Below are 13,188 nucleotides of genomic sequence, written 5' to 3' on the forward strand. Positions count from 1 at the left end.
CACGCTTGAGCTCCTCCCCTGCATGTACATGGTCATAGTACAGGCAGGCCCAGGCGAGGCAACCCTCGCATGTGCGGCCGAGCGAAGTCCGCGGTGCGACGCCAAGCGGCCATCCCTGGGAGCCAGCCGGTCAACGGTATCGAACCGACCACCGCTCAGCGGCAACGACCGTAGTGAAGAACCCGATCGACAACAGCGATGAGAGCACGATGGCGGCGTAGAGCCGGTCGGACTGATAGTTGAAGGTCGCCTGGATGATCAGCGCGCCGAGACCTTTGTCGGAGCCGATCCATTCGCCAACGATCGCGCCGATCACCGCAGTAGCCGAGGCGATCCGCAGCGAAGCGAAAAGCATTGGCAGCGCACGTGGCAGGCGCAGCCGCCAGAACACCTCCCAACGCGTCGCCGAGAGCACGCGGAAGAGCTCGTGCTCGCTGGCGCTCGCCGATTCCAGACCCCGGATCATGTTGATGAGCGTTGGGAAGAAACAGATCACTGCCGCGATCACGATCTTGGGCAGCATGCCAAGGCCGAAGATGAGGATGACGACCGGGGCCAGCGCAAGCACCGGGATCGTATTGAAGAACAGCACGACCGGAAAATAGGCAGCCTGAAGCGTACGGCTGTGCACGAAGACGACCGCCAGCAGCACTGCGGCGAGGTTGCCGAGCACGAAGCCGGAGAGCGCCTCGATGGCGGTCGGCCAGAGGTTCGACAGGAGAAGCGATCCGTTCCTGGCAAACACTCCTGCTATCGCGGTCGGCGTCGGAACGATGTAGGCAGGCACGCCGGCGAGCGGCAGCAGGACCTGCCATGCGAGAATAAGCGAACCGGCGCCGAGGATCGGCAGCACGGTCTGTGCGAACGGCGAAAGCAGGCCCCGGTTCACGACGCCGCTCCAAGAGCGGAGCGCATCCTGGCCATTGCCGCGACGATCGCCGGATCCTCGCGCGAGCATCTGTTGTCCGGCCCCTTCAGTGGACGAAGATCGTGGTCGGCGACGATCCGTCCGGGGTGCGCTGCAAGCACGATCACGCGCTGCCCGAGATAGACGGCTTCGGCAATGGAATGCGTGACGAACAGCACTGTCGTTCCGGTCCGCCGCCAAAGGTTCAGCAGTTCGTCGTTGAGGCGATCGCGGGTGATCTCGTCAAGCGCGCCAAACGGCTCATCCATCAGAAGCAGGCGTGGCTCGCCAATCAGCGCCCGGGCGATCGCCAGCCTTTGGCGTTGTCCGCCGGAGAGCTGATGCGGCAGGCGCTCACTGAGCGCCGACAGGCCGACGAGTTCGAGCAGTTCGTCGGCCCGGTCGTCTATCATGCGCGACAGGCTGCGGCGGCCCACCTGAATCGGCAGCCGTACATTCTCGCGCGCCGTGCGCCAGGGCAAAAGGGTCGAGTCCTGGAAGACAAAACCCACGCCTCGGCCGCAGCGCACCGCCGACGGCGTTTCGCCCATCACGCGTATCGTGCCCGCGAGCGGCGCCAAAAGATCGGCGACAACCCGCAGAAACGTCGACTTTCCGCAGCCCGAAGGCCCGAGGATCGACAGGAACGTCCCGGCCTCGACTGTCAGTTCGAGACCGGAGATCACCGTCACTGGCGAGCGCCGGCCGGGATAGCCGACGTCGAGCCCGGAGGTCTCGATGGCCGGCGCGGCCATCAGGAGGTGGGCGCGCCGAGCTTCGGCCGTTCAGCCGCACTGAGTTCGAGAATCTCAGTCGTATAGACGTCCTCGGCCTTCGGCCTGCCGTTCGGGTATTGGCCAATCTGGTCAAGCAGCGCGATCTGGCTCTCGATCGAGGCAGGATCGAACGTGCCCCATCCATCCTTTTTCGTGTTGTCGTCGAACGACAGTTTCAGCACCAGGGGGATCGTCTTCTTTTCCCAGCCTGCGTCGATCTCGGGATAGGCCGCGACGAGCTTGTCGACCGCCTGCTCGGGATTGGCGTGGACCCAGCCCCATCCCTTGGCGACCGCGCCGATGAATTTCGCCAGGGTTTCGGAATCGGATTCGATGGCGCTGTCGGTCGCGAAATAGACATTGGCATAGGACGCCAGGCCGAGCTCCGACAACAAAAGATCGATGCGGTCGTCACCGACGACGCTGAGCGCCTGCGTGTTGGTGATCCAGCCGCCGATCGCATCGACGTCGCCACGAACCAGCGGCGCCTTGTCGAACCCGACATTGACGATGGTGACCTCGGAAGGGTCGATCTTGTTCTTCGCGAGCATCGCGTCGATGGCGAAGCGCGCGGTCGGCTGCGTGCCGATCCGCATCCCCTTCAGGTCCGCCGCCGAACGGATCGGCTTCGCCGGTTTCGACGTCAGCGCATAAGGCCCGGTGCGATAGCCGCAGGCGATGATCTTCACCGGGACGCCGCTCGCCCGCGCGGCATAGAGTTGAGGCGATTCCGAGAATTGGCCGAGCTGGGCGGCACCGGACACCACCGGCGGCACGGTGGCGGCGTTCGGTCCGCCGGGGCTGAACTCGACTTCGAGCCCGGCCTCTTTGAAGTAGCCATTGGCGACGGCTGCGACGTCGCCGATCTGGCCGTTCGACATCAGCCAGTCATACTGGACGACGAGCTTGGCGGCTGCCGAGGCGCTGGCGCCAAACAGCTGAAGTCCCGGCCCGAAAGCCACCAGGCCGGCGGCGCCTGCCTTCAGGATCGATCTGCGATTCCACTGCGATGTGTTCCCACTCATCTTCTTGCTCCTTTGTTGGATTGGTTGCATGCGGCGCGGCCCTTCTTGCGAGGCCGTCGCGATCGGATCACACTTGCGTGTCGTGATAGTCGCCCGGTCCCGCGCCGGTCCAGGCGTAGAGTTCCCACAGCGTCCCGTCCGGATCGTGGAAGTAAGCGCAGCGCGCGTTCCAGACATAGTCGCCGGGCGGCCCGACGAACGGCACTCCCTTATCCGACAGCTCGGCATAGAGCCGGTCGACCTCGCCGGCGCTTTCGAGTTCCATGGCGACACATGCCTTGTGCGCCTGCTTCGGAGAGCGGACATTCGAGACGCCGCAGTGGCGATTGATGTGATCCAGTTGCCATGCGGCGAGCGTCACCCGCTCGGAGTGAAAATCGACAAAGCCCTCGGCGCGGCGTCTGATCCGGTAGCCGAGTTTCTGGGTGTAGAAGTCGATGGTACGGTCGATATCCTCGACAAGCAGGCAGATATCGGTGATTGCCTTGGTCTGGCCGAGCGCCATGGTCATTTGCCTCGATTGGTCTTCGCGGTGAGTTCGACGCCTACGCGCGATGCCGCGCCATCAATGTGCCGGCGCATCGCCTCGCCGGCAGCCTGCGAATCATGCACGGCGAGTGCGTCGTAGATTCGCACGTGCTCGGCGACGTTGACCTCGACCAGGTCGTGCAGCGGATTGGTGAGGCGGGCATAATGGATCGACTGGCGGATCTGCTCGCAGACGAAGGAAATGAAGGTGTGGATGTAGCTATTGCCGGTGGCCCGGGCGATCGCCCGATGGAAAAGCAGATCGGCCTCGATGCTGCCATCCTCCCAGCGCTCCTCGCCGCCCATGCGGTCCAGCGCAGCCTTGATCGCGTCAAGATCATCGGATGTACAGCGCGCTGCGGCGAGTGTGGCGGATTCGGTCTCCAGGATGCTGCGCAGCTCGAACAGCTGCTCCATGTTGCGCTGGTCTTTCAGTGCTTCACGGTCGATCCGGATAGCTGTCCGCTGTTCCGGCGCCATGACGAATGCGCCCACCCCCTGACGCGCCTCGATCATGCCATCGGCGCGAAGCTGCGCGATCGCTTCCCTGACAACATTCCGGCTGACGCCGAACTTGTCGGCGAGCTGGCTTTCGGTGGGAAGCCGGGCTCCCGGGATGATGTCGCCGCCTTCGATCTCGCGGCTCAGATGCGAAGCGACGCGATGCGGAAGCGCCTCCACGCTGCCGATGATGGATGAACGCTGCTTCATGCGGCTTTCCCCTATAAATCGCCTGGACCAGGCATGAGACATGTCGGATTGAACAGGCCTGCCGGATCAAAGGCTGCCTTGATCGCGGTATGAAGCTGCCGTTCGCGTTGCGACAGGCCGGCCCAGAACACGTGACTGCGGCTGCGACCCACGCCATGCTCGGCACTGAACGAGCCGCCGAGCGCGCCGACCAGCTCATAGAGTCGGGTCAAAATCGCCTGCCCTACGGCCCTCGCTTCGCCGGGCTCGCAATCGATGGGAGGCAGCACGTTGAAATGGATGTTCCCGTCGCCCGCGTGACCATAGGTCAGGGATGTCCAGCCTGGCCACTCGCGCACGATACACGCGCGTGCTTGCTCAATCAGCTTCGGCACCTCGCTGAGGCGAACCGAGAGGTCGGTGCGGACATGAAAGCCACGCCGCGCCTGCCCCTCGACCAGCCCCTCACGGATGGCCCAGAATGCGGCGGCCTGGGAGCGGCTTTGCGCGACGACGCCGTCCCTGATCAGGTCGGTCTCAAGGGCGCGCGCCAGCATCGTTTCAAGAAGTCCGCCGGCGTCTATCCCTGGCCCACAGGCGAGTTCGACGATCGCATGAACCGGACATTCTTGCGTCAACGGTGAGCGCAGGTTCGGATCGATGAGATGGGCCAGCGGCAGGCACTCCTCGCCGATGACCTCAAACGCGCTGAGAAGGTCGGAGCAGAGATGCCTCGCCATCCGGAAAAGTTCGCACGCCTGGCGAAAACTGCCCAGTCCGACATAGGCGGTCTCGACCTGCGTCGGCCGAGGCGAGAGCCTTACCTCGACGCCGGTGACGATTCCGAGCGTTCCTTCCGAGCCGATCATCAATTGCTTCAGGCTGTAGCCGCGATTGTCCTTGCGCAGCCCGTTCATGCCGCTCCACAGGGTCCCGTCCGGCAAGACCGTCTCAAGCCCGAGCACCAGGTCACGCGTCATGCCGTAGCGCAGCACATTGATGCCGCCGGCATTGGTCGCGACATTGCCGCCGATCGTGCACGATCCTTGCGCACCAAGCGCGAGAGGGAAGGTCATGTCGGATGCTTCAGCGGCGTTCTTGACGTCCTGCAGCACGGCCCCGGCATCCGCTTGCAGCGTGAAGTCGAGCGGATCGACGCAGCGTATGCGATTGAGACGCTCAAGCGACAGTACTGCATAGTCCGAACTGTCGGGAATGGCGCCACCGGCAAGTCCGGTATTGCCACCTTGCACGACGATGGCGACACCGCTCTGCGAGCACCATCTCACAAACGCCTGGACGTCTTCCACGGATCCTGGACGCACGATGAAGCGGGCACTTCCGCACCTGTCGCGGCCCCAATCGATGAGGTAGCGCTCTGCCAGTGGCGACCGTCCGTCTATCAGCGCATCACCGGCCAACTGCGTAGGCAGCTCAACAATTGCGCCGGAAGCTTCGCGTTGAGATGGGTGAGCCGTGACCATGGGGTCCAATCATACGGTCATCCTACAACTTAACAAGTCCCATTCTCTTCGGTCCACCGGCCGACCCGACCTACACCGGCCTTGACATTTGCACTCCGGAGACCGCGGATACCTGCATCGCCAAATAGCGCTATTGGGCGGGAGGAAACTCCCGCCCTTTTCCTAGGGGATATCAATGTCGGAATTGTTCTCGCTCAACGGCCGTGTCGCGTTGGTCACGGGTGCTTCGCGTGGTCTCGGCTTCGCCATGGCCAAGGCACTTGCGGAAAACGGCGCGACGGTGATCGTCAATGCCCGCGATCCGGCCGCCCTCTCCGCGGCGGCCGAAAGGATCGGTGCCGAAGAGCTGCCGTTCGATGTCACCGACGCGGCGATCGCAAGGGCGTCGCTTGAAGGAATCGTCAAACGCCACGGCCGCCTCGATATTCTGGTCAACAACGCCGGCATCCAGCATCGAAGTCCGTTGGTCGAATGGCAGGACGAGGATTTCGACCATGTGATTGCCGTCAATCTTTCGGCTTGCTTCCGCCTGATGCGCGACGCGGTGCGCCTGATGCTGCCAAACAAGTTCGGACGCATAATAAACACCGGATCGGTTGCAGCGATCCTTGGCCGTCCAACCATTCACGCCTATGTGGCGGCAAAGGCGGGCCTGCACGGGCTGACACGCTCCACTGCCGCTGAGCTGGGCCGTCACGGCATCACCGTCAACGCGATCGCCCCCGGCTATTTCGCCACCGAGCTCAACACCCCACTTATGAGCGACGAGGCCTTCACCAAATGGGTCGAGACACGAACCCCGGCGGGCCGCTGGGCCCAGCCTGAGGAACTCGGCGGAGCCGTGGTGTTTCTCGCCTCCGACGCTGCCGCCTACGTCAACGGCCATGTACTGGCCGTTGACGGTGGGCTATCGGTCTCCCTATGATCGGCGAAGTGCCTTTCAGGAAAATTTCAGCCGGGCGACAACTGTGCAGGCAGGGCGTGCCTGCTGGCCGGTGAAACGACGAGCTGCTGAATCTGCTGCCGTGGCCCAATCCCATGCGCGCATGAGGCCGACGCCACGCGTTTGAATGAGCGCCGTTCTGCAGCCACCGACGGTTCGATTTCGCAGCGCGCTATTTCGAGGTTTGGCCGCATGGATGCTTGATGCCGCCGATATTTCATTCCACACACCGGTTACGATGAAGGACGACATACGGGATCAGCGCCGGGTATTCAGGTGGGCTTTGCCTGCCTCTGTTGTCCTGCATTTGCTCGCTGCCGCGCTTCTTTTATCCGCGCTGCCGGTATCGCCCTCGCAGCCGCAGAAGGAGCAGGCCATCGGGGTGGAGCTGGTGCCGCCGCCCAAACCATCGGAGAAAGCCAAGGTCGAACCTCCGCCTCCTGCGAAAGCGCCCAAGCCCGAAAAGCCCCCGGAAGCAAAGGTCGAGATGCCGGCGAGCCGTGAAGCCGGCCTTCAAAGACCTGTCTTCCAATTCGGTGAGAAGGACGCCGGTCCTCGCAAGTCTCTAGACGGCAACAGCGTGGAAGATGGTTCGGAACAACCGGCGCCGCCGTAAGATCCCAATAAACAGGATCATGCGCAGCCACCGGGCGTGGCTGCGGTCGAGGGGAAAGGCCAGGCGCCGCAGCCTGGCGCATCCGAGCCGCCTAAGCCCAAGCCAGCAGCCAAAATGCGAAAGCCCTTGAAGCTTGAAGAAGCGAAGAGATTGTTCTCGCAAACTGCAACCGGTGATCCAATCGCGACAACCGCCATGAGAAATGTGCCGCGCGCCGTGCGGATCGGTAAGCTCTGCGCCACGGAACTCGCCCAGCAGTTGGTGCACGCCTCGCCCCCCTATTTCCCGGACAGCTTGCTTGAGTATCGGCTGAAGGCGGGCATGGTCATGAATGTCGCCAGTTCGCCGTTTCCCGCCAACGGGCAGTGGTACGATCTGAGCTTTCGTTGTGAGGTCGATGCGGACGCGACGAAAGTGATGTCGTTCGCCTTCCGTGTCGGAGATCCGGTGCCGCGCAGCGAATGGAAGCGCCGCGGACTGCCTGCCCAATAAGAAGCCAAGACTGATCGAACTGATCCCGCATCTGCCAACAGCGGCTTTCCGCCAGCGGCGGCCCCAAAACGTGGACGAAATGCCTGCCCGCCTTGGCAACCATCACGCCGGGGTCTAGCATATGCCCAGGGAGGCTTCGATGACGTCAAGTTTCAATGTTCACCATGCGGCCGGCTACGAGCAGCTCATGGGCCGCTGGAGCCAAAGACTCGCGCCTTTGTTCATCGACTTCGCGGGTCTTGCCGACGGCGAAAAGATCCTCGACGTCGGTTGCGGTACCGGCAGCCTGACCTTCGCCCTCGTCAAGGCCGCCGATCTCCGCGAGGTCGCCGCGATCGACTATTCGGCCGTTTTCGTCGAGGAGGCAATCCGGCGCAACACCGATCCGCGGATAAAAATCCGGCAGGCGGATGCCTGCGCCCTGCCCTTTGATGACGGCGGGTTCGACCGCGCGCTGGCGCTGCTCGTGCTCCATTTCGTGCCCGAAGCCGACAAGGCAGTCGCCGAGATGCGCCGCGTCGTGCGGCCGGGCGGCGTCGTCGCGGCGACCGTATGGGACCATCTCGGCGGCATGCCGGGGATGCGCATGATGGTGGACACGGTGGCGGTGCTCAGCGACAGCGGGCGCCAGCTGCGCGCCCGCTACTGCACCCAGCCGATGATGGAGCCGGGCGAAATGAAACGGACTTTTGTCGAGCAGGGTCTCCGGGACGTCACGGAAACGCAGCTGATGATCCGCATGGACTATCAAAACTTCGACGATTACTGGGCGCCGATTGCCGCCGGCGAAGGGCCGCTTGGCAAATATGTGGCCACGCTCGATCCAGAAGAACGGGTGCGCACTGACGACGCCATGCGCGACGCCTATGAGGCTGGCCGGCCCGACGGTCCGAGGTCCTTTGCGAATGTCGCCTGGGCCTGCCGGGGTATCGTTGTCTGACGGTAACGCTAGGCGATTCCGTAAACCAGCCCGAGGCGTCCGTCCGAAAGCCGCTCAACCTTCCGCAGTTCGAGCCCACGACGAATTTTCGCCGTACCGAACAGCGCCTTCCCTTCGCCGACGAGCAGCGGATAGACGATCAGCCGCAGTTCATCCACCAGCCCGGCATCGATAAGGCTCGCGGTCATTCGCGCACCGCCCATGAGATAGATATCCTTGCCCGGCTGCTGCTTGAGGGCAGCAATGTCTTCGAGGCTCCGCATGAAGCGCGTCTTTGGCCAGGCCGCCGAAATCATTGTGTTCGACAGCACATAATGCGGCGTCTGTTCGGCAAAGCGGGCCCATTCGAGCTCCGCCGGCGTCGGCAATTTGCCGGTCATCGGCAGCGGCTTGTCCGGCTCGTTCTGGATCGCGCTCCAATAGCGCTCGTAGCCGGCGTACATGACGCTCCCGAGCAGACAGGTATCGATCTGCGGGGTCAGCCCATACTCCTCCGACCACGCGTCAACCCAATCGGCGTAACCCTCGGGTCCCTCCATCTTCCCATCGACGGAAACCTTCATTCCGGTGATCAATTTGCGCATGACTTCCTCCATCGGGCTTGCGAAATGCAAGCACGTTTCATCGTCGGTTCGTTGCTGGTGTGCGAGCCTCCAAGGGCCGATGCCGGTGGAGGCTGGGCGGTGACTTCTTGTCAGGCCGGCAGGCGGCGGTCGTACTCTTCCCGCAGGCGGCTCCAGCCATCCCAGAAGGATGTCGGCGTCTTGCCCGCGAGGCGAGCAGCCAGCATGTCGAGGTGCATGTGCCAGCCGGCGGTGACGTTGAGCTGGATTGCGCGTTCCGGCAGCCGGCGATGGACGACGGTGAGCAGCACATCGTTGCCTTTCGGCTCCAGCAAGAAGGAAACGCCGCCGGTGTTTCCCCAGGTGATGGCGAGATTGTAAGGCGGATCGAGCTCGGTGATCCGGCCCTCCATCCGATGCTCTTCGGGGAAGCCTGCAGGGCGCTGGCCGGGCGGGTCGGTCAGCTCGTCGTTACGCCAGATGAACTCGAACGAGGTGCCGGCCTTCATTTCCATCTGGCCCGCGGCCATCCACTGCCGACGCAGGTCACTCTCGGTGAGATAGGCCCAGACCCGCTCGATAGGGCCAGGCAAAAGCCGCTGGATGGTGAACGTCGCCGGCTCGGTCAGCTCGCCATAGGCTTCGATGGTTTTCATCTGGTTCATCGGTCGTCTCCTTCTTTTGAGTTGGGCGATTTCTTGGGATCATCCCGGGCATTGCGTACGTCGTCCTCGCGAAGGAGACGTTCGAGAACGTCGAGACGGCTGGTCCAGAAGCGCTCGTAGAAGCCCAGCCATTGATGGGCGCTGGCCAGCGGTCCGGGTTCGAGGCTGCAAAGATGCGTGCGGCCCCTCACCTCTCGACGAATAAGCCCGGCATTCTCCAGCGTCTTGATGTGCTTGGAGGCCGCCGCCAGCGACATGGCGAAGGGTTCCGCCAGCTGGCTTACCGTTCGCTCGCCGCCGGCGAGGTCGCGAAGCATCCTCCGGCGGGTGGCGTCGCCAAGGGCGTGAAAAACCGCGTCGATCTGGGGTGTCTCTAATTCAACCATGTAGTTGAATATAGACGTGCGCCTTCAGATAGTCAACCGTTTGGTTGAATGATCTTGCGGCGATCGAGGACATTCGGCCAGCGCAAGACCACGGACATGGTCCACTGCGGCGGAAGCGGGACCTTCACTTGCCTTCGAAGAAACTATGAATCGAGACTTCCAGCTTTTCGATGAGTTGAGGGTTATGGCAGCTTCCAGCCCAGATCAGGGCGTTCAGTCTCATATCCTTGTTGAGAAAATTCATTTTCCGGGAATCAAGCAGGTATCCCGCGACCTCGTAGTGCCGTCCCTTGATAGCCTCGATAAGCGCGTTGTTTCTTCCGGTCTTGTCCGTCAGATTCACGTCGGCGCCATTCTCGACAAGCAACTTGACGACATCCAGATGCCCGTTCTTTGCTGCTTCAATAAGGGCCGTTCTGCCGTAGTAGTCGGCTCTTGCATCGATCTCTATTTCCGGATGTTTCACGAGGGCTAAAATGGAGGCGTAGTGGCCCTTGGCCGAAGCAAGGCTCAAAGGCGTGCTCTTCCATTTGTTTCTGGAATTCACATCGATTGCTGGGTGTTTGATCAACGCCTCGACCGCCGCAGTGCGGGCATTGAGGGCTGCGAGATGAAGGGCTGACCAGCCGCCGCCGTCCGCCTCGTTGATATTGGCGCCGGCCGCCAATTCCGCGCGAACGGCCCCCGCATCGCCGCTTTCTGCCGCGAGCAGCAGATTCGACCAACCTCTCGCCTCTGCGGCTTCCAAGCTCTCGGTCAATGCAGTCGCCTCCCCGAATACTCCCCGCAGGATACCATTGTTCCGGTTCGGCCGACATCCACCGGATGACCGGCTTCCGCCGAAAAGCCTTACTCATTCGACGGTGTCCGCAAATACAATCCGAGAGGGGAAGGGTCCCAGCGCGTTGGGGTTAAAAGCGGGAGCGATGTCGGCTTATGACCCGAAGTGGCATCGGGATCAGCGCTTCACATTCTCCTGATATCTCGTCCGTTCGTCGCATGATGCCTGTGACTGCCTGACTTAAGAGCGCCACGGCGTCCGACTGACTTCACTCGCAAGCAGAGTGGCGAGGACACCGAAGTCGGACTGGCTGGTTGGTATCGGCATGGTAGTTGGACCGCTCGGACTGAAGCCAGGCCTCTGATCAAAGCGGAACTGGCCGATATCCTCCGGCAGCGGAGGCCGATAGAGAACGAACCGTAAGCGCGCACTCTATCGAGACAGATCATGCAGTCCTTCAGTGCATTCGTCGTCAACAATGTCCGCTGGCTCACCGGCGCCTTTTTGCTGACCCTCGTCTCGTCCTTCGGGCAGACCTTCTTCATCGCCTTGTCGAACGGCGGTATCCGCGAGACGTTCGGGTTGAGTCATGGCGAGTTCGGCGGGCTTTACATGCTGGCAACGCTTCTCAGTGCGGCGACCCTACCGTTCTTGGGTCGGCCGCTGGACCGGTATTCGACAGTGACCATGGCGATCGCGACGATGCTCATGCTTGCCTGCGCGACCATTGCGATGGGGTTCGCCGGGTCGCTGCCAACGCTGCTCCTTGCGCTCTATTTGTTGCGCCTTTTTGGCCAGGGCATGATGACCCAGACGGCTCTGACGGCAACAGGCCGCTGGTTCGCCGCGAACCGGGGCCGCGCCGTCTCGGTCGTCACGCTTGGCTTTCATGTCGGCGGCGCTCTGCTGCCTTTCCTGTTTGTCCTCGTCGCCGGCCTCGTCGGCTGGCGGGGAAGCTGGTTCGTCTGCGCAGCCTTCATCCTGGTCGTGGCCTTGCCTCTGGTTTGTGCGATGGTCTGGAAGGAACGCAATCCGCAGAGCGAGGCCCAGCCGAGGGCGCAACGCGCAGTGAAGCACTGGACGCGGGCGGAAGTCCTGCGCGATCCGACCTTCTACGCCATCTGCCTGGGGGTCCTGGCTCCCGCCTTCGTCGGCACGACCATCTTCTTTCACCAGGTCTATCTAACCGAGCTCCGGGGCTGGCCGCTGCAACCCTTCGCCAGCGGCTTTGCCGTCCTGTCCGCCACGACGATCGGTTTTGCGCTTCTGGCCGGGTGGCTTATCGACCGCTTCTCGGCGGTCCAGCTGCTGCCTCTATTCCTTCTGCCGCTGGCGCTGGCATGCTTCGCGGCTGCCTATCTGACGGCGCCTTTCGCCATCTTCGTCGTCATGGCGCTGCTTGGCATCAGCTACGGCTTCTCCTCGACCCTGGAGGGCGCCATGTGGCCGGAGATCTACGGCACCGCGCATCTCGGCGCGATCCGCTCGGTTGTGGTGTCCGTGATGGTTCTGGCCTCAGCGATGGGCCCCGGCATCACCGGATACCTGATCGACGCCGGCGTCGACTACTCGCTGCAACTGGCCTTGATGGGCGTCTACAGCCTGGCCGCCGCCTTGCTGATGTGGAGGGTGTCGCGGAGGCTTACGAGGGGCCTGTCTCGCGGCTGGAAACTTTCCAGCTCCTGATCGGTCCTGAAATCGTCGACACCAACATCTATAACGGTACTTAATGAAGTGCTGGTCGGCGCGAAATGCCAATCGGATAAGGTAAGAAGCAAGATGCGAATTGGACGTCGGCGATTTCTTGTCCTGTCGCTCGGAGCGGCTGCCTTCGGCACAGCCCAAGCCTCCGGGCCACTCTGGGAAGCCCTGCGATCCAGAGAAGCCATTGCGCTGCTGCGCCATGCCGCGGCCCCAGGCACCGGCGATCCGCCTGGCTTCAGGCTCGGTGATTGCAGCACCCAGCGGAATCTGTCTGAACAAGGTCGTGCGCAGGCCCGCGCGATCGGAAACCTGTTCCGTGCGAATGGCATCTCGTCGGCAGCCGTCTATTCGAGCCAGTGGTGTCGCTGCCTGGATACTGCTCGCCTGCTCGGGATCGGCGACGTCGTGCCTCTTGAGCTGCTCAATTCGTTCTTTGGCGACAGTTCGGCCGCAGAAGTGCGCACCGCTGCCCTTTTGGCCTGGCTTCGCGGGCAGCGTTTCGGCGGACCCGCCGTGCTTGTCACGCATCAGGTCAACATCACCGGTTTGACCGGCGAGGTGCCGGAGAGCGGCGAAATGATCATCGTCCGTGTTCATGAAGCTGAGCCCGTGCAGGTCATCGGGCAGGTTGCCACGCCGGCTTGAGTATCACGGCCTTCGACCCCATCTGGTGCAGCATCGCTTCAGT

16 protein-coding genes are annotated in these 13,188 nt (G+C 62.7%); 6 read left to right on the forward strand and 10 right to left on the reverse strand.

Annotated elements, in window-relative coordinates; all coding sequences use genetic code 11:
- Positions 1 to 130 precede the first annotated feature (130 nt).
- The 6 genes from AC0L16_RS23090 to AC0L16_RS23115 form a co-directional block, all read right to left on the reverse strand.
- Positions 131 to 889 carry an ABC transporter permease gene (locus AC0L16_RS23090; RefSeq protein WP_473623466.1) on the reverse strand — a complete coding sequence of 253 codons (759 nt, stop codon included), beginning with the start codon at positions 887 to 889 and terminating at the stop codon, positions 131 to 133.
- On the reverse strand, positions 886 to 1,662 hold the full coding sequence (locus tag AC0L16_RS23095; protein WP_473623467.1) for an ABC transporter ATP-binding protein: 777 nt from the start codon (positions 1,660 to 1,662) through the stop codon (positions 886 to 888). The genes AC0L16_RS23090 and AC0L16_RS23095 overlap by 4 nt, the downstream gene beginning before the upstream one ends.
- Positions 1,662 to 2,708, reverse strand: coding sequence for an ABC transporter substrate-binding protein (locus AC0L16_RS23100; RefSeq protein ID WP_473623468.1), 1,047 nt, complete (start codon positions 2,706 to 2,708; stop codon positions 1,662 to 1,664). Before AC0L16_RS23100 ends, AC0L16_RS23095 begins: the two co-directional genes overlap by 1 nt.
- 67 nt (positions 2,709 to 2,775) lie before the next feature.
- A complete protein-coding gene (locus AC0L16_RS23105) occupies positions 2,776 to 3,213 on the reverse strand; it encodes a VOC family protein (protein ID WP_473623469.1) in 438 nt (145 codons plus the stop codon).
- A 2-nt stretch (positions 3,214 to 3,215) separates the two neighbouring features.
- On the reverse strand, positions 3,216 to 3,947 hold the full coding sequence (locus tag AC0L16_RS23110) for a FadR/GntR family transcriptional regulator (RefSeq protein WP_473623470.1): 732 nt from the start codon (positions 3,945 to 3,947) through the stop codon (positions 3,216 to 3,218).
- An 11-nt stretch (positions 3,948 to 3,958) separates the two neighbouring features.
- The gene (locus AC0L16_RS23115) at positions 3,959 to 5,410 is read right to left on the reverse strand and encodes an FAD-binding oxidoreductase (protein ID WP_473623471.1); all 1,452 of its coding nucleotides are present in this window, start codon (positions 5,408 to 5,410) and stop codon (positions 3,959 to 3,961) included.
- A 175-nt stretch (positions 5,411 to 5,585) separates the two neighbouring features.
- On the opposite strand from AC0L16_RS23115, the gene AC0L16_RS23120 reads away from it, so the two are divergent.
- From AC0L16_RS23120 to AC0L16_RS23135, 4 genes are all read left to right on the forward strand, one after another.
- On the forward strand, positions 5,586 to 6,335 hold the full coding sequence (locus AC0L16_RS23120) for a glucose 1-dehydrogenase (RefSeq protein WP_473623472.1): 750 nt from the start codon (positions 5,586 to 5,588) through the stop codon (positions 6,333 to 6,335).
- Between the two features lie 145 nt (positions 6,336 to 6,480).
- Positions 6,481 to 6,969, forward strand: coding sequence for a hypothetical protein (locus AC0L16_RS23125; RefSeq protein ID WP_473623473.1), 489 nt, complete (start codon positions 6,481 to 6,483; stop codon positions 6,967 to 6,969).
- Positions 6,970 to 7,095: 126 nt separating this feature from the next.
- Positions 7,096 to 7,461: a DUF930 domain-containing protein gene (locus AC0L16_RS23130; protein ID WP_473623475.1), complete on the forward strand. Its 366-nt coding sequence runs from the start codon at positions 7,096 to 7,098 to the stop codon at positions 7,459 to 7,461.
- A 139-nt stretch (positions 7,462 to 7,600) separates the two neighbouring features.
- A complete protein-coding gene (locus tag AC0L16_RS23135; protein WP_473623476.1) occupies positions 7,601 to 8,401 on the forward strand; it encodes a class I SAM-dependent methyltransferase in 801 nt (266 codons plus the stop codon).
- A gap of 8 nt (positions 8,402 to 8,409) precedes the next feature.
- Here the strand turns inward: AC0L16_RS23135 and AC0L16_RS23140 are convergent, their stop codons facing one another.
- The 4 genes from AC0L16_RS23140 to AC0L16_RS23155 all read right to left on the reverse strand — a co-directional run bounded on the left by AC0L16_RS23140 (position 8,410) and on the right by AC0L16_RS23155 (position 10,775).
- Entirely contained in the window at positions 8,410 to 8,985 is a 576-nt protein-coding gene (locus tag AC0L16_RS23140) for a dihydrofolate reductase family protein (RefSeq protein ID WP_473623477.1), read from the reverse strand.
- A gap of 110 nt (positions 8,986 to 9,095) precedes the next feature.
- Complete coding sequence (locus AC0L16_RS23145) at positions 9,096 to 9,629, reverse strand: SRPBCC family protein (protein ID WP_473623479.1); 534 nt, start codon at positions 9,627 to 9,629, stop codon at positions 9,096 to 9,098.
- Positions 9,626 to 10,015, reverse strand: coding sequence for an ArsR/SmtB family transcription factor (locus tag AC0L16_RS23150; RefSeq protein WP_473623481.1), 390 nt, complete (start codon positions 10,013 to 10,015; stop codon positions 9,626 to 9,628). The genes AC0L16_RS23145 and AC0L16_RS23150 overlap by 4 nt, the downstream gene beginning before the upstream one ends.
- A gap of 124 nt (positions 10,016 to 10,139) precedes the next feature.
- On the reverse strand, positions 10,140 to 10,775 hold the full coding sequence (locus AC0L16_RS23155) for an ankyrin repeat domain-containing protein (RefSeq protein ID WP_473623483.1): 636 nt from the start codon (positions 10,773 to 10,775) through the stop codon (positions 10,140 to 10,142).
- Positions 10,776 to 11,243: 468 nt separating this feature from the next.
- Between AC0L16_RS23155 and AC0L16_RS23160 the strand changes: the two genes are divergently transcribed.
- Together AC0L16_RS23160 and AC0L16_RS23165 are read left to right on the forward strand one after the other, a co-directional pair.
- Positions 11,244 to 12,482 carry an MFS transporter gene (locus AC0L16_RS23160; RefSeq protein ID WP_473623485.1) on the forward strand — a complete coding sequence of 413 codons (1,239 nt, stop codon included), beginning with the start codon at positions 11,244 to 11,246 and terminating at the stop codon, positions 12,480 to 12,482.
- Positions 12,483 to 12,530: 48 nt separating this feature from the next.
- Positions 12,531 to 13,145, forward strand: coding sequence for a histidine phosphatase family protein (locus tag AC0L16_RS23165; protein WP_473623486.1), 615 nt, complete (start codon positions 12,531 to 12,533; stop codon positions 13,143 to 13,145).
- The last annotated feature ends 43 nt before the right edge of the window (positions 13,146 to 13,188 follow it).

This window comes from Mesorhizobium sp. WSM4848, assembly GCF_055811375.1.

Coding starts and splice junctions, on each gene's coding strand:
- AC0L16_RS23095 (WP_473623467.1), bottom strand. CDS start 1,662: ATGGCCGCGCCGGCCATCGAGACCTCCGGGCTCGACGTCGGCTATCCC.
- AC0L16_RS23100 (WP_473623468.1), bottom strand. CDS start 2,708: ATGAGTGGGAACACATCGCAGTGGAATCGCAGATCGATCCTGAAGGCA.
- AC0L16_RS23105 (WP_473623469.1), bottom strand. CDS start 3,213: ATGGCGCTCGGCCAGACCAAGGCAATCACCGATATCTGCCTGCTTGTC.
- AC0L16_RS23110 (WP_473623470.1), bottom strand. CDS start 3,947: ATGAAGCAGCGTTCATCCATCATCGGCAGCGTGGAGGCGCTTCCGCAT.
- AC0L16_RS23115 (WP_473623471.1), bottom strand. CDS start 5,410: ATGGTCACGGCTCACCCATCTCAACGCGAAGCTTCCGGCGCAATTGTT.
- AC0L16_RS23120 (WP_473623472.1), top strand. CDS start 5,586: ATGTCGGAATTGTTCTCGCTCAACGGCCGTGTCGCGTTGGTCACGGGT.
- AC0L16_RS23125 (WP_473623473.1), top strand. CDS start 6,481: ATGAGCGCCGTTCTGCAGCCACCGACGGTTCGATTTCGCAGCGCGCTA.
- AC0L16_RS23135 (WP_473623476.1), top strand. CDS start 7,601: ATGACGTCAAGTTTCAATGTTCACCATGCGGCCGGCTACGAGCAGCTC.
- AC0L16_RS23140 (WP_473623477.1), bottom strand. CDS start 8,985: ATGCGCAAATTGATCACCGGAATGAAGGTTTCCGTCGATGGGAAGATG.
- AC0L16_RS23145 (WP_473623479.1), bottom strand. CDS start 9,629: ATGAACCAGATGAAAACCATCGAAGCCTATGGCGAGCTGACCGAGCCG.
- AC0L16_RS23150 (WP_473623481.1), bottom strand. CDS start 10,015: ATGGTTGAATTAGAGACACCCCAGATCGACGCGGTTTTTCACGCCCTT.
- AC0L16_RS23160 (WP_473623485.1), top strand. CDS start 11,244: ATGCAGTCCTTCAGTGCATTCGTCGTCAACAATGTCCGCTGGCTCACC.